Source organism: Sphaerisporangium rhizosphaerae, assembly GCF_042665155.1.
GTDB classification, from domain to species: domain Bacteria; phylum Actinomycetota; class Actinomycetes; order Streptosporangiales; family Streptosporangiaceae; genus Sphaerisporangium; species Sphaerisporangium rhizosphaerae.
Genome location: NZ_JBHTCG010000034.1, coordinates 53,139 through 73,543 on the forward strand (window position 1 = coordinate 53,139; position 20,405 = coordinate 73,543).

21 protein-coding genes are annotated in these 20,405 nt (G+C 70.5%); 11 read left to right on the forward strand and 10 right to left on the reverse strand.

Annotation, left to right across the window (positions count from 1 at the left end; all coding sequences use genetic code 11):
- Positions 1–15 precede the first annotated feature (15 nt).
- From ACFQSB_RS33365 to ACFQSB_RS33375, 3 genes are all read right to left on the reverse strand, one after another.
- Positions 16–2,112 (reverse strand): hypothetical protein, encoded by a 2,097-nt coding sequence (locus ACFQSB_RS33365; protein ID WP_380830810.1) that lies wholly within the window; start codon positions 2,110–2,112, stop codon positions 16–18.
- Between the two features lie 12 nt (positions 2,113–2,124).
- On the reverse strand, positions 2,125–3,924 hold the full coding sequence (locus tag ACFQSB_RS33370) for a carbamoyltransferase family protein (protein WP_380830811.1): 1,800 nt from the start codon (positions 3,922–3,924) through the stop codon (positions 2,125–2,127).
- A 145-nt stretch (positions 3,925–4,069) separates the two neighbouring features.
- Entirely contained in the window at positions 4,070–4,237 is a 168-nt protein-coding gene (locus ACFQSB_RS33375) for a WxcM-like domain-containing protein (protein WP_380830812.1), read from the reverse strand.
- 179 nt (positions 4,238–4,416) lie between these two features.
- Between ACFQSB_RS33375 and ACFQSB_RS33380 the strand changes: the two genes are divergently transcribed.
- Positions 4,417–4,740 carry an ArsR/SmtB family transcription factor gene (locus ACFQSB_RS33380; RefSeq protein WP_380830813.1) on the forward strand — a complete coding sequence of 108 codons (324 nt, stop codon included), beginning with the start codon at positions 4,417–4,419 and terminating at the stop codon, positions 4,738–4,740.
- Positions 4,737–5,702 carry a TIGR03086 family metal-binding protein gene (locus tag ACFQSB_RS33385; protein ID WP_380830814.1) on the forward strand — a complete coding sequence of 322 codons (966 nt, stop codon included), beginning with the start codon at positions 4,737–4,739 and terminating at the stop codon, positions 5,700–5,702. Before ACFQSB_RS33380 ends, ACFQSB_RS33385 begins: the two co-directional genes overlap by 4 nt.
- Positions 5,703–5,879: 177 nt before the next feature.
- On the opposite strand, the gene ACFQSB_RS33390 is transcribed toward ACFQSB_RS33385, so the two are convergent.
- The 3 genes from ACFQSB_RS33390 to ACFQSB_RS33400 all read right to left on the reverse strand — a co-directional run bounded on the left by ACFQSB_RS33390 (position 5,880) and on the right by ACFQSB_RS33400 (position 7,807).
- Entirely contained in the window at positions 5,880–6,125 is a 246-nt protein-coding gene (locus ACFQSB_RS33390; protein ID WP_380830815.1) for a hypothetical protein, read from the reverse strand.
- A 43-nt stretch (positions 6,126–6,168) separates the two neighbouring features.
- Positions 6,169–6,462, reverse strand: a complete 294-nt coding sequence (locus ACFQSB_RS33395; RefSeq protein ID WP_380830816.1) for a hypothetical protein — start codon at positions 6,460–6,462, stop codon at positions 6,169–6,171.
- A 655-nt stretch (positions 6,463–7,117) separates the two neighbouring features.
- Entirely contained in the window at positions 7,118–7,807 is a 690-nt protein-coding gene (locus ACFQSB_RS33400; RefSeq protein ID WP_380830817.1) for a hypothetical protein, read from the reverse strand.
- A gap of 576 nt (positions 7,808–8,383) precedes the next feature.
- Between ACFQSB_RS33400 and ACFQSB_RS33405 the strand changes: the two genes are divergently transcribed.
- Together ACFQSB_RS33405 and ACFQSB_RS33410 are read left to right on the forward strand one after the other, a co-directional pair.
- Positions 8,384–8,797: a hypothetical protein gene (locus ACFQSB_RS33405; protein WP_380830818.1), complete on the forward strand. Its 414-nt coding sequence runs from the start codon at positions 8,384–8,386 to the stop codon at positions 8,795–8,797.
- A 549-nt stretch (positions 8,798–9,346) separates the two neighbouring features.
- Positions 9,347–9,598 (forward strand): hypothetical protein, encoded by a 252-nt coding sequence (locus tag ACFQSB_RS33410; RefSeq protein WP_380830819.1) that lies wholly within the window; start codon positions 9,347–9,349, stop codon positions 9,596–9,598.
- Between the two features lie 131 nt (positions 9,599–9,729).
- Here the strand turns inward: ACFQSB_RS33410 and ACFQSB_RS33415 are convergent, their stop codons facing one another.
- The 3 genes from ACFQSB_RS33415 to ACFQSB_RS33425 form a co-directional block, all read right to left on the reverse strand.
- Complete coding sequence (locus ACFQSB_RS33415; RefSeq protein ID WP_380830820.1) at positions 9,730–10,653, reverse strand: recombinase family protein; 924 nt, start codon at positions 10,651–10,653, stop codon at positions 9,730–9,732.
- 180 nt (positions 10,654–10,833) lie between these two features.
- Positions 10,834–11,202: a VOC family protein gene (locus tag ACFQSB_RS33420; protein ID WP_380830821.1), complete on the reverse strand. Its 369-nt coding sequence runs from the start codon at positions 11,200–11,202 to the stop codon at positions 10,834–10,836.
- A gap of 39 nt (positions 11,203–11,241) precedes the next feature.
- Positions 11,242–12,015: an oxidoreductase gene (locus ACFQSB_RS33425; RefSeq protein WP_380830822.1), complete on the reverse strand. Its 774-nt coding sequence runs from the start codon at positions 12,013–12,015 to the stop codon at positions 11,242–11,244.
- An 82-nt stretch (positions 12,016–12,097) separates the two neighbouring features.
- On the opposite strand from ACFQSB_RS33425, the gene ACFQSB_RS33430 reads away from it, so the two are divergent.
- The 3 genes from ACFQSB_RS33430 (at position 12,098) to ACFQSB_RS33440 (ending at position 14,327) form a co-directional block, all read left to right on the forward strand.
- Positions 12,098–12,676, forward strand: a complete 579-nt coding sequence (locus ACFQSB_RS33430; RefSeq protein ID WP_380830823.1) for a TetR/AcrR family transcriptional regulator — start codon at positions 12,098–12,100, stop codon at positions 12,674–12,676.
- Positions 12,677–13,371: 695 nt separating this feature from the next.
- Positions 13,372–13,803, forward strand: a complete 432-nt coding sequence (locus ACFQSB_RS33435) for a hypothetical protein (protein ID WP_380830824.1) — start codon at positions 13,372–13,374, stop codon at positions 13,801–13,803.
- Between the two features lie 113 nt (positions 13,804–13,916).
- A complete protein-coding gene (locus ACFQSB_RS33440) occupies positions 13,917–14,327 on the forward strand; it encodes a hypothetical protein (protein ID WP_380830825.1) in 411 nt (136 codons plus the stop codon).
- A gap of 481 nt (positions 14,328–14,808) precedes the next feature.
- Here the strand turns inward: ACFQSB_RS33440 and ACFQSB_RS33445 are convergent, their stop codons facing one another.
- Positions 14,809–15,057: a hypothetical protein gene (locus ACFQSB_RS33445; RefSeq protein ID WP_380830826.1), complete on the reverse strand. Its 249-nt coding sequence runs from the start codon at positions 15,055–15,057 to the stop codon at positions 14,809–14,811.
- A 231-nt stretch (positions 15,058–15,288) separates the two neighbouring features.
- Here ACFQSB_RS33445 and ACFQSB_RS33450 point away from each other — a divergent pair, with 231 nt between their 5' ends.
- The 4 genes from ACFQSB_RS33450 (at position 15,289) to ACFQSB_RS33465 (ending at position 20,352) form a co-directional block, all read left to right on the forward strand.
- Positions 15,289–16,215: a hypothetical protein gene (locus ACFQSB_RS33450; RefSeq protein ID WP_380830827.1), complete on the forward strand. Its 927-nt coding sequence runs from the start codon at positions 15,289–15,291 to the stop codon at positions 16,213–16,215.
- 490 nt (positions 16,216–16,705) lie between these two features.
- Positions 16,706–17,095, forward strand: coding sequence for a hypothetical protein (locus ACFQSB_RS33455; protein WP_380830828.1), 390 nt, complete (start codon positions 16,706–16,708; stop codon positions 17,093–17,095).
- Positions 17,096–17,431: 336 nt separating this feature from the next.
- Entirely contained in the window at positions 17,432–18,871 is a 1,440-nt protein-coding gene (locus ACFQSB_RS33460; protein ID WP_380830829.1) for a serine/threonine-protein kinase, read from the forward strand.
- A gap of 242 nt (positions 18,872–19,113) precedes the next feature.
- Positions 19,114–20,352, forward strand: coding sequence for a tyrosine-type recombinase/integrase (locus ACFQSB_RS33465; RefSeq protein ID WP_380830830.1), 1,239 nt, complete (start codon positions 19,114–19,116; stop codon positions 20,350–20,352).
- Positions 20,353–20,405: the final 53 nt, after the last annotated feature.

Sequence of the window (20,405 nt, forward strand, 5' to 3'; positions counted from 1 at the left end):
GAGCGCACGACCTTGTCACGGGGCCGGACGCCAGTGCCTCGATGTGTCGTTCCGGGAGGCCATCGGACTCTCCGTGTGCGGCGCCGGCGTCTGTCGTCCTTCTCCGCAGTCCAGTGAAGCCCAGAACAGCTCTCCGAACGTCGGCAGCACTCGCGGGAACATCCTTCGCGCCAACGCCGCCGCATCCGCCGCCGACCGGCCCGCATCGCCCTCGTCCGGGACAGGCCACTCGATTTCCACCCAGTTCACTCCGGGCCGGGTCGCCGCAGCGGGAACCTCGACGGCCGTCGTCGTCCATTCCGAGACGGGCGAAAGGGCACCCAGCCGGATGTCGTTCACCGTGAGCATCGCCGGCGGCGTCCGCTCTCCCCCGGCGGATCCGCCGCCGGGAAGGCGATAGGTGAGACGAAGCACACCCGATCGCGCTTCCCCCAGCGCGAACGCGAGCCGCGTGCGCTGTGTCGTCGCCTCGAGGTAGGCCTTACCGGGTGCGAAGCTCGGGGTCCGCAGGCCGCGGCCGTCCGCGGTCGCCAGCAGGTCCTTCCTCGTCCAGCCGCACTGATGCCGGGCGGGAAACCGGTGCAGCATTTCCTGCGCGCATTCTCGGAACGTCCAGAATCCGACGGCGTGATGGCGGGTCCGGGCCAGTTGCAGGCAGAGCAGCATGGCCTGTGGAGTCTCCAGCAGATGTCCGAGAGACCGACTGATCCACTTGGGACCGGGGCTTTCCAGGGCATCGAGAAACGACGTGATGAACCGGGAGGAGACCTCCGCGTCCGCGTCGAGCGCCCGGCGCAGTTGCACCCGTACGACTTGCGCGGATTGGTTGCGGAAGGCGCAAACGGCCGCGGCGAGCGAATGCGCTACCGCACGTACGGACGCGGCCGCCCCTTCGCCCGGTTTCGTGGTCCCGACCGGTATGCCGAGCACGGCATCCGCCACCCGGCACATGGCCCGCTCGATCCCCTCGTCGGTCATGTGGCAGTTGTCGAAGAAGAACTCGGGGTCCGGGAGATCAGGTAGATCCGGAGAGGCAAGGACTTCGCCCAGATCGATGTACCGCATCCCATGGCGCTGGGCGAACGCGATCTGCGCCTGGCGCACCTCGGTGAGGATGCTCGTGACATGGTCGACGAGAAGGCCGGAGACCGCATCCCGGGACATCTGGAGAAGCTCACGAGCCGCCCGGCCGTCTCCCAGCGCCTCCGCCGCCCGGCCTTGCAGCCGCCAGGAAACGGGACTGGTACCTCCGTCCAGCTCGGACATCTCCGCGGCGAGCGCGCGCACGTGTTCCCACCGCGCCTCGGCCCGGGCGCTCATCGCTTCGCCGCGGAGCTTGTACCACTTCGCCAGCGTGGCGCCCGGCAGCGCCGGCACGTCGATATGCGGGGCCGCCGCCCATCCGCGCACGTTGGCCTGAGGCACCACGACCACGACTTCTATGCCGCGATCGCGCTGGAGTGCGCCGACGTGTTCCAGGAAGCGCTCCGTTCGCGGCAGCACCACCGCGTCGACGAAGCGTCGCAGCATCTGCGGGTATCCGCCCGTCCGGAGGGCTTCTGCCAGCAGATCGCGGTAGGAGTCGTCCAGCGGCGGAAAGGCGAAGTTGTTGCCCGCGAACAGAATCACCACATCGGGTTCGATGACCGGAAGGCGCCGGACGATGCCCTCCAACGTGGCCAGGTCGGCCCCGCTCTTCGCCAGATCGACGCACTGGTATCCGCCCGGCGCCGCGGCGTCCAGATGACGGCGTAGCACACCCACCGGGTTGTACACGGGATCCAGCAGCCAGCCGCGCGCGGCGGACTCCCCTACCAGCACGACGCGTCGAGCGCCGCCAGGCGTGGAGACATCGCCGGCATCCGCCCACATCATCGCGTCCGTCGCGTCGTCGCGACGCCGCAACTCGACACCGTCGCCGGTACGCTCGGCCCGCCATATTCCGATCTCGAGATCTCGGTCCGCGGACGACGGGCCGGTCGCCTCAGATGCGGGCTCGGCCGCTCGAACGCCGAGCTTCTGCCACTCGGCCATGATCTCGGCGCCCCGAGTGTCGGCCAGCAACTGAGCGAGGCGGGCGGCGGCCTCGGCCGACGCCTGTTCAGGTTCCACGCCGACTGCCTCCTAGAAGAACGTGTAGAGATCGCTGCTGACGCTCGGCGGCTGATACGGCACCACGGCCTCCGCCACGGCCCAGCTCGGGGGGATGTCCTCACGCAGGACGATCAGATCGCCCAATACGAGCGCGTCGAGCCGGCATCGGACGAAGCAGGCCAGCGCGTCGCCCGGATCGCAGACGATGGGCTCCCCGCGCATATTGAAGGAGGTGTTCAGCAGAATCGGATAACCGGAGATCCTGCCGAACTCGCTGAGCAGGCCATGGAATCGCGCGTCCACGGAGCGGTCGACGGTCTGCAACCGCGCCGAGCCGTCGACGTGCGTTATCGCCGGCAACTTCTGCGCATCCCGGACCTGGGCCGTCTCCAACATGAAAGGCGACTCGGCATCGAAGTCGAAGAACTCCGCGCATCGCTCCGCCGGAACCGCAGGGGCGAACGGCCGGAAACTCTCGCGCTTCTTGACAAGGGCGTTTATGTGATCTCGCATCGCCTCGTCCCGGGGGTCGGCGAGGATCGAGCGTGCCCCCAGCGCCCTCGGCCCGAATTCCATCCGCCCCTGGAACCATCCGACCACCGAACCGCGGGCGATGAGGTGCGCCGTCGTCCGCAGCAGGTCGGTTACCCTGCCGCTGAAATCCTGATAGGTGACGCCCGCGGCGTCGAGGCAGTCACGAACATGGTCCACGTCGTAGGCGGGGCCGAGCCGCGCGTCCATGAGCCGCCTGCGGACCAACGTACCGGCCATTCGGTGATGTGCCAGCGCCGCTGCTCCGATGGCACCGCCAGCGTCACCGGCGGCGGGCTGGATGAAAATATCTCGGTACGGACCATTCTGTCGAATACGGCTGTTGGCCACACAGTTCAGCGCGACACCACCGGCGTAACTCAGGCGGTCGCCGCCCACCAGATCATGCAGGTATCCGATCTTGCTGAGCAGCAGATCCTCCATGACGATCTGCAGGCTGCTCGCCACGTCCTCGTGGACGGAAAGAATATCGTCACCACTTCGCCGCGGCGGCAGACCGAAAAGGTCCGGCAGAGATGACGCGTACATGCGGTCGCCACCGCCGAAGTCGAAGTATTTCAAGTTGAGCTCGAATTGGCCGCCCGGCAGGTCGCGCACCAGCTCTCCCAGCTCGCCGGCATACCGGGGCTCGCCGGCCGAGGCCAGCGCCATCACCTTGTACTCGTCGCTGTTGACCTCGAAGCCGAGATACGAGGTGATCGTGCTGTACAGGAGCCCGATGGAATGGGGAAACCGGACCTCCTCGACGAGCTCGAGCTTCTCGGCGTCCGCCCGCCCATAGCTCGTCGTCGCCCATTCGCCCACCGCGTCGGCGGTGAAGAGGGCCGAGTCGGTGAAGCCGGAGCAGTAGAAGGCGCTGGCGGCGTGCGCCTCGTGATGCCGGACCGTCACGATCGGGCCTTCGTAACCGAGGAGCTCACGGATCTCCCGGTACGGGCGCGTCGCGTCGAGTTGGAGAAGACGCGTCTCCTGCACCCGCGGAAGGCCGCCTCCGGTCCAATCCAGTTCGAGAGCCGGTGTCGCCGCCGCTCCCGGGAGACCCATCCACAGTTGGCGTGCCAGCTTCTCCACGGGATCTTCATAATAAGCGACGTAGTCGATATCGGTGATATTCAAACCGACGTATCCCAAGCAGGCGCGAAATGCGTTCACCGGCATCGACCGGTCGAACCGCCGCCGCGTGAATCGTTCCTCGTGCGCCGCCGCGACCAATTCGCCGTCCACCAGCACCGCACAGGCCGAGTCGTGGAACAGCGCGGATATTCCAACGACGATCATAACTGTCTCCTCACCGGCACTGAGCCGCGCGCAACGGATGAACGTCCACGCTCATCGATGAGCGCACGATCTTAAGGTGAGTTGCACATTCGAGAAGTCTAGACGATCGGCACGACCCTGACCACGTTCAGACCAGACGGACTCTTCACGTAAGCGTGCGCGCATCACGCGGAAAGCCGTCGTAATCGCGATGGTAATCCGCCTCGTCGTATCCGGGAGAAGCGAGCACCGGGCAGACGGAGCCGGCAGAGAAGTGCAGCGGATTCCGCCATACCATCGGGTCGCCATACAGTCCTCGGCCAGGCTGTTGCACCCGCCGAATTGCTCATGATCACCCGTAATCCGGGAACCGGACGAACGCCGACCGACGCCCCGGTCTCCCCACCGTGACCGGAGGATCCGATCAGGATGGCGGGGCCGCTGCCACGGTCCCGGACGGTGGCCACGGCGGCCCTTTGCGAAAACGCGTAAGCCTACGCTAACGTATTTCGAGTGATCGACGCCCTCTCCGCAGCAGCCGAGCCGACCCGGCGACGCCTGCTGCAGCTGCTGGCGACAGGTCCGCGGACGGTCAGCGAGCTGGCCGAGCAGTTCACGGTGACCCGGCCGGCGATCTCCCAGCACCTTGCGGTGCTGGCCGACGCCGGTCTTGTGACCGCCCGCAAGGACGGTCGGCGGCGCCTCTACAGCGTCGTACCCGCCGGCATCACCCAGCTGCGTGCCGAGATCGACCGCTTCTGGAGCACCGAGCTCGATCTCTTGGCGGACGAGGCCGCCAAGAGGGCCACCACGCACCCCGAGGAGCATGGCTCATGACCATCGAGAAGACCGCGCTACTGCCCGTCTCCGCCGACGAGGCCTTCGCGCTCATCACCCAGCCCGACCGCCTGCGCCGCTGGCTCGCCATCTCCGCCCGGGTGGACCTGCGTGCGGGCGGGGAGTTCCGCTGGACCCTCACCCCCATGGCCGTCGCGGCCGGCACGGTCACCGAGGTCGACCCCGGCCGGCGGATCATGCTCGGCTTCGGCTTGGAGCAGTCGGGCCGGCCCCGCACGGACACGGTGACCATCACGATCGAGCCCGCCGAAGGCGGCACCCTCGTACGCCTGATCCACCAGGGCCTTCCGGAGGACCAGGTTCAGGACGTCCTGGAAGGCTGGACCCACTTCTTCCAGCGGCTGGAGCGCGCCGCCGTCACCGGCGACGCGGGTCCCGACGAGTGGGCCGCCGCCCCGGCGGACCTCAACCCACTCACCTCCGCCAACGCCACGCTCGCCGTGCTGCAGCACGTGCTGCGCGGCATAAGCGAGGACGACCTCGGCAAGTCAACGCCGTGCACCGACTTCACGGTGGGCCGGCTCGAGGCGCACCTGCTGGGTTCGCTGACCTCGCTGACCAGCCTCGCCGGCAGCACGCTCGTGCCCGCGTCAGCCGGTGACCTCGAGTCACGGATCGCCGGCGCGGCACAGCAGGCGATGGAGACCTGGATGGAACGAGGCATCGAGGGCACGGTGCAGGCCGGACCGCAGGAGCTGCCGGCAACCATCGCAGCGAGCATCCTGTCGGTGGAGTTCCTCGTGCACGCGTGGGACTTCGCCTCAGCCACGGGGCAGAAGGTGGCCGTGTCCGACGAGGTCGCCACCTACGTCCTCGGCCTCGCCGAACAGATCATCACGCCCGAGCAGCGCGAGCGCGTTGGCTTCGACCCCGCGATCCCGATCAGCGGGAACGCACCTGCGATGGACCGCCTCATCGCCTTCACAGGCCGCGCCACCTGAGGCGCGACACAACTCGGCGGCCTGCGACCACAGCGCCCCCCGGTCGCCCCCAAACGACCGCGCCGACGCGGTCAGCCGCGAGGCGCGGCGGGGTACCGGCGTGACCGAGGCGCCGGCCTCGATCTGCACCAGCTGCGACACAGCGCCGGGATCCACCTGGGCGACGCCGAGGTACCGCTACAGCGCATCATGGGCAAGACCCGCCACCGCTATCCCCGCACCGCCATGCGGTACGTCAGACCCGGCGCCGAAGCCATCGCCGCGATGCCCGCCGACCTTGCCCTGGCGGCGGGCGGCTTCCAGGCCGTTGAGGGTCTTCTTGACGATGTCGCGGCGCCGGTCTTCGGCCCGGGCGAGCGCGAGGTCGAGGAGGAAAGACCGTTCGGTGTGCTCGCCGGCCGCGATGCCCTCCAGGACCTTCACGTGTTTCCCCGCGTGTGCGGGTGACGATCTCGGCCGGTGTCGGCTAGGAGACCTGGTAGACCCACAGGCCCCAGTAATACCTCTGATCGACGGTGTCCCACACCGTCTGACTGCAGTAGTACGACGAGAACTGAGGGCTCTGGGTCAGGCTGTTGCCGAAATACTGGCAGGCGTCCAAGGTGTAGTACACGCCGAACCGCCACCAGCCGAGAGCTGCGACTTTGGTGACGGCGGAGCGATCCGCGGGCGCGGCGGCCTGGGCCGGGATCCCCAGGCCCATCAGCAGTCCGGTGGCGATGCCGGTAAGTGCAACAGCCGTGCGAAGTCGACGCATCATGTCCCCTCGATCAAGGCCACCACCTGCCGAGCATGACCCAGGAGGAACGCCGGCGCGACGGCGGTGATCGCCGCTCGGGACAGCGGCGCTTCCTCACGGAGCTCGGCCACATCCGCCGTCCTTATTTCACGCGCTCCCCCGTGCGTCAACGTCACCAGACAGTCCAGGAGGGAACCCCCACGACAGCCGTGAAAACTTCAGCACAGCCCCTACAGCGTGCGGAGCTACTCCACCCGTGAATACAGCTTGTCGAACGCCTTGCCCTGCCGAGCCGGTGCCCTGGCCCGAGCACCTCGTCCATCCGGATCTGCTCGGGAATGTCCTGTCGTCGACCGGCTGCCGCCGTTGGTGCCCGCCTTGGCTCCCGAGCTCGACGCGCTGCGCCTGCTGGCCGACGTACTCGACGTCGTCGACATTGGAACATCCCCGAGGGGCTCACCGCCCGCCACAGGGCCGCCGTAGCCCCGGGGACACGCCCGATCCGGTCATCCGCACGAACGGCGTGCGGGCCGAGGCGGCCGGTGAGGGTATCGCGACCGCTCCGGGGAGGCGTCGACGGCCTGGACGGTCGAGGGCGCGCAAAAGCGTGCGGGCCGTGACTGTGGAAGTCACGGCCCGCACGCCAGGTGGCAGGTGATGTCCGAGGACCGGAAGGTCAGAGGCCCGGGGCCACCGCCACGGTGTCCGCCGAGGGCGCCTGCGTCGCGGCGTCCGCCGTCCCGGCGGCGTCCTTGGAAGAGGCGACCGGGGCGTCGGTCTTGGTCGAGGCGGCCGGGGCGTCGGTCTTGGAGGAGGCGACCGGAGCGTCGGTCTTGGTGGTCGCGGTCTCCGGAGCGGCCTTCGCAGGCGTGCTGCCCTCGCTGGGAACGGGCGAGAGGTCACCCTCGACGGCCACGCCCGGAAGGTCCGGGGTGGGGTCGGAGGCGGGAGCCGGGATGAGGACCGCGATGTCGGCGGGGCCCGCCCCGGCCTGCTCGATGCCCATCGCGGCGCCTCGGGCGCTCTGCTTGACCGCCTCGGGGGCCTGGACGACGGCCTGCTCGCCCGCCGGCGCGACAGCAGTCTCGGTCGCCGGCGCGACAGCGGTCTCGGACGGCTGCTCGGAGGCCTGCTTGGACGGCTGCTCGGCGGTCTTCGCCTCGCTGGCCTCAGGAGTGGCGGCGGACGGCTTGTCGGCCGTCTGCGGGTCCCCGGCCTTGGGCGTGGTGGCCGGCTGCTGCTGGGAGGAGGGCACCGGGTCGTCACCGGGCACGTCCGCCATGGCGGTGCCCACCCCCAGCCAGACGCCGCCGGCGGTGACGGCCGCCAGAGCCAGGATGCCGCCGATGCTGCGAGAAGAACGCATGAAACCCCCTGAGTACGTTTCGTGATCGAACGAGGACCGAAGGTAGTGGCCATGGTCCGCCGGCAGCGGGGCGTTCACCCAAGGTGGGAGAGTTCCTTACCCAGGGGAATGCCGAGCGCGGTTAACCAGCCGGTGACCAGCCCGAACGTCGACGATTCCGGGACCTGCGGCGGCGTCCGGCCGCCGACTCGCGCGGCGGCGGCCGACCGCAGGGAGGCGATTGCGGTGCCACCCGCGCGACGGCACCCCATCGGCGCGACGAGGGCCGCCCGATCCGGGACATCGTGCGCGATTCCCGGCAGGACGCCGTCACTGGAGCGTGGCGGACAGCGGCCGACGCCACCAGGCGCGTCTGGTGCACGGCCGTCGCGGACGAGGGACGGCCCGCCGTGCCCGGCCACTCCGTCGGGCCCTGGACCGTCCTGCGGCCCGGGCGATGACCTGCATGAGCCCCGGCCGCGCCCCGTGCCACCTGATTGCGATGCCTTGACCCGCCGGAGTCCAAAAGCATGATCAACGGCTGGGTAGCGTGACAGCAGTCACAGTCAGTGACTCCGTCTGTACAGGAGGTTTCGCATGATTCGCCGACTACTTCTGGTCAGCTCCGCCTGCGCCGCGCTCGCCGTCGCGGTGCCGGCGGCGGCCTCGGCCGAGGCGGCCACCCCGGCCCACCCGGTCACGGCATCCGCCCACGCGGGCTGGGGCAACGGCGGCGGCTGGGGCAATGGCGGCGGCTGGGGGAACGGCGGCGGCTGGGGCCACGGCGGTGGCTGGGGCCACGGCGGCTGGGGTCGTCCCGGCTGGGGCCACTGGGGCCGCCCGTGGGGCGGTTACTGGGGCGGCGGCTACCTGCCCGGCTACGTCGGCGGTGGCTACCTGCCCAGCAGCGTGGTCGTCGTCGACTCCGGAATTGCCCCGGTGGGCGCCTGCGGGGGCACCTGCGGGGGCACCTGCGGAGGCGCCGTCGTCGTGGCCTCCCCCTGCGGCTGACCCGGCACCGGACGCCGGTCATCAGGCCGGCGCGGAGTCCGCGAGGTCTCCGGCGGGTACGCCGTGACCAGTACCCGCGCAGAGACGGGCTCCAGTCGGAGCGCGGCCTTGAGTCGTTCGCGGCGGTGTCGTGCGTATCGATCGTCATCAAAAGCTGATGACATTATGATGCGCGTGCTACCGAACCACCTATAGGTGCCTTCCGTGGCGGCGCTCTCGAGCGCCGTACCGTCCGCGGCTCAGCCGTGCCCTGGCGAAAGGATGCGGCGCGGATCCGGCATCCGGAGCCAGGGCGCGGCCTCCAGGGGGCGCGCCAGTCGCCGGCGCACGTCGGCTACATCTTGAATTCCCCGCCCTGGCCGGTGGCCGGCCTCGCCGGCCGCCGGCACCCTTCGGGCACGCCTAACACCGCGATCACGCACGTCAGAGGGTTCGCGGGGAACCTTTCCGGTTCTTCCTGCGCCTGTCTCCCCGAACGATTACAGTGCAAGCCGTAGCCAACTTGTCAGCAGAATCTGATGATGGAACGCTCCATTAGAGAGGTCGGCGATGGCGGGCAAGCCGCAAATGCACCTGCGGAGCGCGGAGCTTCTGCGCCTGCTGATGTGCGGAGAGGCGGCCGGCAGCGTGGCGGAGTTCGCTCGCCGCGCGGCCCTCACCAGGCAGTGCATCGACGGCCTGCTCAAACGAGGCACATGCCGTCGCACCACCGCTGACGCCGTCGCGTCGGCGGTGGGACTCCACACCCTCGACCTTTTCGACGTCAAGGCCTCCAACAGGGGCGACAAGCCGAACGCGTGACCGTGGTCACCCGGGCATCCGACCGGTTAACCTCCCCGCCTTCGGCGATGACGGTCCTCGAGAACCCCTGGCCGGTCCGGTCTCTTCCGGCCTCGGGGGAACATCGGTACAGCGGTCGGCGCTGAGAACGATCATGGCCCGGGCGTGAGCGCGCTGACCCGGTTCTCGTACTCTCGGCGGGCCTTGCGCTGGGCCGGGACTGCGGGGAGGTCCTGGCCGCCGTCGAGCGCCTGGCAGCGGGCGAGGAGTTGGCGGTGTACGGCGGGGACGGCGCTGACGCGCAGGGTGTAGCCCTGACCGCGCCGTACGGTCGCTCCCTGGTCGAGCGCGGCGCGCTCGGCGGGCTTCAGCTCGGTGGTGCGGAGGTAGTCGGCGACCTTGCCCGGCATGTCGAGGGTGACCGCCGGCTCCGGGGCGGGCGGGTCCTCCTCGCTGACGGTGTGGTCGGGCAGGAGGTCGGCTACGGCGGTACGGATTGCGCCGCGGCTGACGCCGTGGTCACGGGCCAGGGCGGCGATGGACCGGCCTCCCAGGTAGGCGGTGCGCACATCGTCGGTTTTCGTGGCCGCCACGGCGGGGCGGCGCCCGCCCTTCGCGCCCTTGGCTTCGGCGGCGCGCAGCCCGTCGTACGTCAGCTCGCGCTGGAGGTCGCGTTGGAGTTCGCCGGCGGCGGCGAGGGTCTGCACCATGAACTTCACGGTGGACAGCAGCTCGCCGGTGCGCGGGTGTCGGGCGGTGAGGTCCATCGCGGAGAACGCGCCGTCGTGGATGCGAAGGGCCACCTGCTCGCGGTGGAGGACGTCGAGCACGTCGAGGATGTGGCCGGTGCCACGTACGAGGCGGAACATCTCGGAGATGTGCACGGTGTCGCCCGGCCGCGCGTAGGTGAGCAGTTCGCGGAACTTCGGCCGCTGGAGCGGGTGGAGGCGGCTAGATGTGCCGGGGTCCTCTTCGAAGACGACCGGGTCCTCGATGCCGGCCTCGTCCAGGACGAGGTTCTGCCGGGCCGTCGACTGCTGGTCGGTCGAGACCCGCTTGTAGACCAGGTTCGCCACCGAGGGGCCCTTCCGTACGGAGGATCGGACCTTATCTGTCATCAAACCCTGTCAGCAATCATCATCGGATCTGATTGGATTCGCGCCGCCCCGAACCCCCGGATCGCACGGGTTCATGGGCCGCGCCGACTCGCTGTCGTCAAACGATCGTTTGACGACAGGCGGTGAGGGCTGGCGGCCTCAGGCTGCGCGCAGGCAGAAGGGATGTCCGGCCGGGCTGGCGTAGACGCGGCTGCCGGTGCGGGTTTCCGAAGTGATCTCCTCGGTGGGCCGCAATCGGGTGGCGCCGGCGTCGGTGGCCGTGCGGTCGGCGGTCGCGAGGTCCTCGACTCCGAAGTCGAGGTGCATCTGCTGGGAGGTGCCGTCCGGCCAGCTCGGGGCGACGTGTTCGGGGGCGGACTGGACGACGATGACCGGGAGGCCGGGGGCCTGGATGAAGTGATGGGTCGGCGTGCGATGGATCGAGCCACCGAGCAGCCGGTGCCAGAAGGCGCTCTCCGCCTCGATCTCGGCAGCGTCGATGATCACGGAACTCAGGGTGATGGACATGGTGATGGTCCTGTTCTTCGCGCTGGTACTGGTCGGCGCTCAGACGGTCGGGATGATGCCGCCGTCGACGCGGAACTGCGCCCCGGTGAGCCACTTCGCGCGGCTGGAGGCGAGGAAAGCGATCATCTCGGCGACGTCCTCGGGATCCCCGGGGCGGCCCATGGGAACGTTCAGGTGGTCCACGATCTGCTGTGTGACCTCCTCGGTGGTCACGCCCTGCTTCTCGGCCATGTGCCGGAGGTGGGCGGTGGCGCCGTCGGTGACGACGAAGCCGGGAAGGACGCAGACCACACGCACCCCGTGCGCGCCGACCTCGGTGGCCAGTTCGCGACTGTAGGTGTTGAGCGCGGCCTTGGCGGCGGCGTAGGACGCCTCGGTGCGCTGGGGCAGTTGGCTGGCGATCGAGGAGACGTGGACCACGACGCCGGAGCCCCGCTCGACCATTCCCGGTACCAGGGCCCGGTCCAGGCGCACGGCGCTGAGGAGGTTCATCTCCAGGTCCGCCTGCCAGGATGCGTCGGACCGGCTCAGGGTCGGCGCCGGGGTGCTGGCCGCGCCGGCGTTGTTCACGAGCACATCCACTCCGCCCACCTGGTCGACGATCCGGCGGCCGAGCTCGGCCACGCCCTGCTGCGTCGAGAGGTCCGCCGGTACGAAGGTGGCGCCGCCGTCCTCCTCGGGCCGGCTGCGGGAGGCCGTCAGCACGGTCGCGCCCGCGGCGACGAAGCGGCGCACGGTTGCCGCGCCCAGGCCCCGGCTGCCGCCGGTGACCAGCACTCGCAGGCCTTCCAGGCCCTCGTCGGTGTTCGGCATGGGAAATCTCCTCCGTAAGATGAACCTGACTCCGGAAACGGTACACGTAAACGGAATCAGACTCATCTTATGGAGGGTTGCCTTGCCTGCATCACGCCCGCTGCGCGCCGACGCGCGACGCAATCGCGAGGCACTGCTGTCCGCAGCCCGACAAGCGTTTCTCGGCGGCGACACCGACGCACACGTGGAGGAGATCGCCCGCAGTGCCGGCGTCGCCGTGGGCACGCTCTACCGCCATTTCGAGACCCGCGAGGCGCTGATCGAGGAGGTCTACCGCAAGGAGGTCGACGACCTGTGCGCCGCACCCGGCGACCTGCTGCACCAGCACGCCCCGGAGGAAGCCCTGCGGCGGTTCCTGCTGCTGCTTGTGGACCACGCCGCCGTGGGCAAGGGGATGTCTGTCGCGCTGGAGAGCATCATGGCGACGGACTCACCGGTCTTCGACGACGCCCGCACCCGCATGGGCGACGCCTTCACCCAGCTCCTCGACGCCGCCAGCGCGGCCGGCACCGTCCGCGACGACATCACCGGCCCCACCCTCCTGCGGGCCCTGGGCGGCATCTGCGCCATGCGCGTGACCGAGGGATGGCTCGACGAAGCCCGACAGATCACCACCGTCCTCCTCGACGGCCTGCGCCACGTGGCCCCGCGCGCGAGCTGAGCCGAAGGACGCGCGTGCCCGGCGCGTTACTCCTGCCCGCTCCCGTCGTCGTCCTCGTCCAGTTCCGGAGCGTCCGGATCACGCAACGGGCGCAGGACTCCGACGGCCGGGGTGGAGGCGGTGAAGCTGTAGCGGCCGAGCAGCGGCGCGTGGGGCGACCTCCTCCGCCGCCGCCCACAGCGCGGTCACGTCCAGGTCCGCCTCCTGCTCCTCGACCAGCTCCAGCTCCTCGAACAGCACCTTCGCCGCCCGCGCAGGGTCCCGAGCACTCGAGCCGCGGGGTCAGGCCGGCGTGCCGGAACCGGAGTTCGGTACCGGCACCGGCGGGGGCCGGTCGGGCCGGCGGGATGCGCGGACGGTTGCTGTACGGCCTCCGGACATGATCCCCGGTGATCGGCGCCCTTGCCGTGGAGCGGCCGCAGGCTCCTGACCGGCAACTCCCGCGCGCCTGTAAGGAAAGACCACCGAAGAATCGGGCAATCACTGCTAAAGTAGGCACAAGGTCGATCATGGTCCGCTGACCGTCGAATATGGATCGCCTTCTCTGGAAGCACTTCCCGGTGTGCAGTGATGATCTGACACCCATCTTGTTGACAGGACGATCACGGGTTTTACAGGGATCGCTTCCTGTCGTCAGGATCTAGCGGGCATCATGAGGGCGGTCGAGTCGAAAAAGTCGAGGAGCTGACAACCAAATGTCGCCATCGCGCGTGACAGCCGGCCCGTCGCGCACTCCCCTGAGCGACTGCATCCGCGATCATGTCAGGGACAAGGCCCCGAGCATCCGCACTCTGGCTCTGCGGTCGGTGGACCCGACCACTGGCCAGCATCTCACCGCCCAGTGGATCACCGACGTGCTCAGCGGACGGGTGCCCCGCATGCCGGATCTGTGGCGCCTGGACGCGCTGGCGACCGGGCTGGGGCTGGACTCCGACAGCGTGAAGGCGATGGCCATTACGCAGTGGATCGGCTGGGACATCGCCGATGTCCGGACCGGCGCGGGGCACCGCCTCATGTTCCGCGTGCCGAAGAATTACACCCCTGAACAGTCCGCCCGCCTGGCCGAGGAGTTGAACCGCGTGATCGACTCGGCCGAGTCCGTGGCCGATAAGGTCACAGAGGAATAGGAGTTTTCTGATACAGCCGTCACCGTGAGTGCCTGATGCGTCAAACTTCCCCCGACGGAACTACTGGCCGTGCGCCTGTGGACGCTCGGGAAGTACTGGCAAGAGAGGCTCCGGTGGATGCGATGATCGACCCGTCATCGCCGCCAGGACCATCGGTGGAGTTCCGCCGCATTCCTCTGCTCGGCGCCGGTCCTGGGGTGATCAAACGCCCGCTCGCGGGCCACCTGATCGTCGTCTATGTCGACGAGAGACAGTTCGACCCCGCTCTGACGTCCTCTATGGACGAGCTCGGTACCAGCGCGCTCAACCTGCTCCAGCCCGTCGAGGAAACGCGACCGGTGCCCGCGCTCCGGGTCCGGGTCCGCCGGAGCGGGGAGCTCGGGCGCGAGCTGGCGGTCGCCGAGATCACTCCGCAGGAGATAATCATCGGGGTAGATAAGACCCTTATGTCCGAGGATCTGGCCACCTTTCTGAGCGACGCGGGCACGATGGTCACCCGCGACTTCATCCGCCGTACTCCCTAAGGCGGCGGCATTCGAAGCCGGCGCCGGACCGGCCACCGCTTTGCCGTATCCGCGTATCCGCGGAACCGCGAGAACGGAAGGCGGAAAGGGCGGGAAAGATGACCTTCTTCGTCGTTCCGCGCCGGCCGAGAACCGTCGTGTCACCCGCGGCCCGAAACCGCCGTCCGATGACGTATGCGATGTCGGCGCGCGCGGCCGTGGCTCGCCGTCAGGGTTACCGATCGTCTCCCTTCGTTCCCGCCCCACGGCCTTAGGCAAGGCGGCCGGGCCGGGCATTTCATTGCCGGCTTCTCCAATACGGACCCCGCTCCGTCGCCGCGATGACGCTGCTCAATCCGGTGACATGAGGCGAACCCATGCGGAGCCCGCGGCCGGCCTGTCAACGAAATCGGTGGCACTGCTGAGACGGCTGATGTGGAACCTTCCAATTTCCCTGCGCCCGCATGTCCATTCGATTACAGTGCCACCTGCAGTCGAGTTGTCAGCAAAATCTGATGACGTAGTGATCGTCGGAGAGGTTGGCGATGGCCGGTAAGCCGGAGTTGCGTCCGCGGAGCACCGTGCTGCCGTGTGGCGCGACGTCCAGGTGCCGCGGCCGCGGCGGGCCGAGTCCGCCGCCCGCGCGTCCCTGGCCGGACGGTGCGCCGATGGTCCTGCCGCGCGGCACTCGCGCCGTCCACACCATGGCGGACCGAGCCGCGGCGGCGGTGGCCGCGGGGTCGCTCGGCATGGCAAGTGTGTCAGCGAATTATGTTGACGCTTTTGCGGCGACGACGCCCGTCCTGCGCCGGCCTCTCCGAGCCCTCGTGCTGGTGATCCTCGGGCGGGGATCTCGGTGAAAGCCCGATTCGCGCCGTTCGCACGGACGGCTCCCGAGACACGTACTCCGACACTGCGTCGGCTAGGCCCTGCCTAGCGCGGTTCCAAGTTCCACCCTCACAGAAGGAGTCGTCTCTTGACGATGAAAAGCACTCTCGTCACCGGCTTGCTCGCCGCGGCGGCGGTCGTCGTCCCGGCGGCCGTGGCGACCGCGCCCGCCAGCGCGGCGGCCAAGGCCGCGCCGCACGCGGCCGCCGGCCCGCACCACCAGAGCACGTTCACCAAGGACGCGCACAACCGCCCCGACGGGCACGGTCCCGACGGCCGCTGGCACGGCGGCGGGCACGACTTCGGCTTCGGCTGGCGCGGGCACCGCTGGGACCCGCCGGGCAACCGGTACCTGTACGGCGGCCGCAGCTACGTGCTGCCCAGCTGCCAGTCCATCGTCAACGGCGGGGTGTACATCGCGCCGGGCTGCGCGCAGACCCGGCCGGTCTACTACCTGGGCGGCCAGATCTTCGACCTGCCCGGCGACTGGTGCAACACGCCCATTGGCGGGCCCGGCCGGTGGTTCGGCCTGCGCGGCCAGCGGTGGGACCCGCCCGGCAACCGGTACCTGTACGGCGGCCGCAGCTACGTGCTGCCCAGCTGCCAGTCCATCCTCAACGGCGGGGTGTACATCGCGCCGGGCTGCGCGCAGAGTCGGCCGGTCTACTACGTGGGCGGCCGGACGCTCGACCTGCCCGGCGACTGGTGCTACCAGTCCACCGGACTGCCGGGCCGGTGGTACGGCCCGCGCGGCGGATGGAACCGGCCCGGCGGCGGCCAGCACGGTGGCGGTCCGCGCGGTGGCGGCCTGCCCGGTGGCGGCCTGCCTGGCGGTGGTCTTCCCGGTGGTGGCCAGAACGGTGGTGGCCTGCCCGGCGGCGGTCAGCACGGCGGCGGCCAGAACGGCGGCGGCCAGAACGGCGGCGGCCAGAACGGCGGCGGCCAGAACGGCGGCGGCCAGAACGGCGGCGGCCAGAACGGTGGCGGTCAGCATGGTGGTGGCGGGGGCCAGCACCACTGACGGCTCAGCGTGACCGGTGACATCGCCGCCGGCCGTCCGACGTCGAGGTGCTCTGACGGCGGACGTCCGGTGATCCGGGGGGTGCGATGATCACCGGTCCGCGGGGCGGTGTCCGCCGAGACGACGGAGACGTGCCGGAAGCGCTCAGCGCGCCTGCCTGACAGCGCCCGCGGGCGGCCGTCTTCCACGGCGCGCGAGCGCTTGTCTCCGTGGCGGTGCCGCTTTGTCCGTCCCCCTGACCCAGGAGGCGGACAAGGAGCACACGCCGCGATCGAGCGGCCGCGAGGACAACTCGCGGCCGCTCGATCGTCCGATCGCCCACCGCCGCGCACCGGCTCCAGCCGGGCGCGACTTCACGAGCCGGGCGTGAGCGGGCCGGCGCCCGTGACCGGCGTCGCCGCCACGCGGCCCGGCCTTCACAGCGACAGACGACAGAGCCTCCCCCGGCGACCGATCGGCGGCCGGGGCCCCCACTCTGAAGAGAGCGGCTATGAACGTGCATTGGTGGGTCGCGGGGACTCTTCTGGTCGCCGTGCTCGCGGCATCGGCCTGGCCTCCGTGGCGCAGTGCTCTGACCCGGCAGGATCCCCGCCTGTTCGACAGCGCCGGTGAGTTCTCCCGCCACCGCGCCGGGGCCTACACCATGACCAGCGTCAGCGCCGGGTGGTGCAGCTCCGCCCTCGTCGTGGCCACCTGGGAGCAGGTCGCCGCGCAGGCCGTGAGCCTGTCGGCCGACATCGACACCGCCTATGTCTGCGTATTGCGCGGCACGCGGACGTGGTACTGGCAGCGCGGCCGCATGCTCGACACCATCGCCGCCGCGGGCGAGGACGGCCACGACCCTCCGCGCCCCTCGACCGGCGGCCGGCGGCGGCCCTGACGGACCCCACCGCCGTCAGCGAGGCTCCCGGAAGGCGGCACAACAGCCGCGCGCACGAGCAGCCGTCCGTGGCAGATGTGCCCGGTGAAGGCCCGGTCGCCGGGGACGACGCGGCCGCGGCCGGCACGCGACCCCTGCCATGCGACCAGGCATCGCCGCACTCCGCCGCCCTGCTCTTCGCCTGGCGCGGTGGCATCCCGCGTGAACGGCCACACCGTCGCTGTTTTCGCCGTCACGGCGAGCGGCATACCGCCGTCCCCTCTGACTTCCCCCGGTGCAGAGCCCGGCCTCGACCGGAACCGCGACCGTCGTACCGGCCCACAAGGAGACCACAGCATGGACAGCGACCCACGACGGCACCGGCCTCTGCCCGGCTACACCGAGATCCGCGAGCTCGGCACCGGTGCCGCCGGCCGCGTCGTCATGGCGCGCGACGACGCCGACGGCGAACTCGTCGCCATCAGGCACCTGTCCGCCGGTCTGCGCGCGGACGCGAACTTCCTGGCCCGGTTACGGCACGATGCCCTGGGCCTGGAAGTGCTCGACGAGCCCAGCATGGTGGGGGTTCACGGCTACTTCGAAAGCGCCGACGGCTCCGCCGCGATCGTCATGGAACTGGTCGACGGCGTCTCGCTGCGGACCCTGCTGCGTCACGAGGAACCGACCGGGCCCGAAGCCGCGCTGGTGCTGCTGAACACCACGCTGTCGGCGCTGGCCGCCGCCCATGCCAACGGCATCATGCACAGGGACGTCCGACCGGAGAACATCCTGGTGAGCCGCGACGGCCACAGCAAGCTGGGCGACTTTGGCATCCCCGTCCACTCCGGCGACGGCATCGCGGGAGCGGGCACCCCCTCCTACATGGCGCCCGAGCAGTGGTCGGGCGCCCCGGCCTCTGCCGCCACCGACATCTACGCCGCCGCCGTCGTCTTCTACGAGTGCCTGACCGGCACCCGCCCCTTCCACGGACGCAACGTCGCGGCGCTCGCCCATCTGCATCAGACCGCCACGCCGTCGATCGAGCGCGTCCCCCAGGTGCTGCGCCCGCTGGTCACCTATGGGCTGGCGAAGCAGGCCGCGGACCGGCCCGCCGGCGCCGAGGCGTTCCTGGCGGAGCTGGAGCAGGTGGCCGACGTCCACTACGGCCCGGGCTGGGAGCACCGCGGCCTGCTCCGGCTGGCGAGCCTGGTCAAACTCCTCGGGCCCGTGCACGACGAACACCCGCCCAGCCCTCCCCCGGCCGAGGCGAGCCCGCCGGGACGCGGGCCGGCCAAGACGCTCGCCTCCAAGGCGGCGATGGGCCTGATCGGCCTGGCGGCGGCCGCCACCGCGACCACCATGGTGGTCAGATCGCTCGACGGTCCCGGCCTGCAGGCGCACACGACCTTCCTCACGCCGCGGCCGGTCCCGTCGGACGCCGGACATCCACGCGACCGTTCCCCCCACGCCGGCGCGATCCGTCCCGCCGCGACGCACAACGCCGCTCCCTCGGCGCAGGACTCCCTCACCGGCGAGCTGGACACCTCCACCAGACCGGGCAGCCTGCGGCGCACCTCGCGAAAGCCCCCGCACGCGGCCATAGCGGACCGGGAAACCTCCAGCCCCGTCTGCGTCGATGTGTCCTCGGTCCGCAGGCCCACGCCTGCCCCCGAGATGAGTCCCGTACCGGCGTCCACCACCTCCGTCACCACCCCGGCCTCGACGGCGACCCCCGCGCCGGCCGACAGGACGCCGGCGGAACCGGCGCCCTCCCTCGTCGATGAGACCCCCGACTAGGCGCCCGCGCGCCCGGCGCGTCCAGGCCCGCCTCGGCCTCTACCGCGCCCGCCTCGGCCTCTCCTGGACCCGCCTCGGCCTCTACCACGCCCGCCCTGAACTCTCCTGCGCCCGCCTCGGCCTCTCCTGGGCCAGGCACGCGGCCGCCGGACCGGACGCGGACCTCCCGCGGCCCCGCGTCCACACCGGACGCTCTCCCCACGGGCCGCAGGTTCGCGTCCGGTCCGGCCTGCGGGCCCGGCGTGGCTGAGCAGGTACGCCGTGCGCTGGCGGAGGGGCGACTGTCGGTGCCGGCGACCGGGGCCGTGCTCACCGACGGGGCGACCCCGCTGCCGTTTCGCGTCGTCGACGGCGACGGCCAGGAGATCCCGGCGGTCGGCGCCTACCTGCGCCACCTCGGTCGCGGCAACGTCAGCCCGCTCACCTGCCGCAGCTACGCGTTCGGCCTGCTGCGCTGGTACCGCCTGCTGTGGTGCCTGTCGGTCGAGTGGGACCAGGCGACCGCGACCGAGGCGGCCACCCTGGTGGAATGGATGCGCGCGTCGCGCAACCCGCGAGGAAGCCGCCACTTCGCCCCGCCCGCGCCGTCCTTCACGCCATCGGCGGAGCCCAATGGCCCCACGCCGCCGCCCCGGAAGGGAACGACAACGGCATCGGTGGAGCGCGAGACCGTCATGCCCGCGCCCCGGAAGGGAGCGGCATCGGTGGATCGCGGGCCCCTCATGCACGCGCCCCACAGGGGGACGGCATCAGTGGAGCGCGAGACCCTGATGCCCGCGCCGAAGGGAGCGTCATCGGCCGAGCGTGAGATGGTCTCGCCCCCAACCCGCCAGGGATACGCCGGTAAGACGATCGACCACGCACTCACCGTCGTCCAGGGCTTCTACTCCTTCCACGGCCGTCAGGGGAACGGGCCGCGGACCAACCCGATCCAGGCGTACCGCCGCGCGCTGAAGCCGGGCACGCCGGTCGAGCGCCCCGGGTCACACCGCAAGACGGCGAGCCGGGCGCCGCAGACGATCCCGGCCATGCGGTGGCAGGAGATGGTCGCGGGGATGGGCTGCGACCGCGACCGGGCGCTGCTGGAGTTCTACGTCAGCACCGGGGCGCGGGTGAGCGAACTCCTCCGGCTCGCCTTGGAGGACATCGACTGGACGAGCGGAGTCGTCTACCTCGCCGCCCTGCGCACCCGGCTGCGCCGGCCGGTCCGGGCCTCCGCCGACGCCTTCCGCCACCTCGGCCGCTACCTGGCCGCCGACGGGTTCCCCGCCCCCGGGCAGCCGCTCTGGCGCACCCGCCGCGGCGAGATCCGCCCGATGACGTACTGGGCGGCGCAACAGGTACTGCAGCGCGCCAACGACCAGCTAGGTGCCGAATGGACCTGGCAGGACGCCCGTCACACCGCCATCGTCAGAATGACCCACGACGAGCCCCTCACCCCCGCCGAAGTCCGCGCCCACGCCACCGCCAGACCCACCTGAAGTCGCCACCACCGCGGAACAACCCAAATCAGCCCCCACGTGAAGGTGTCCAT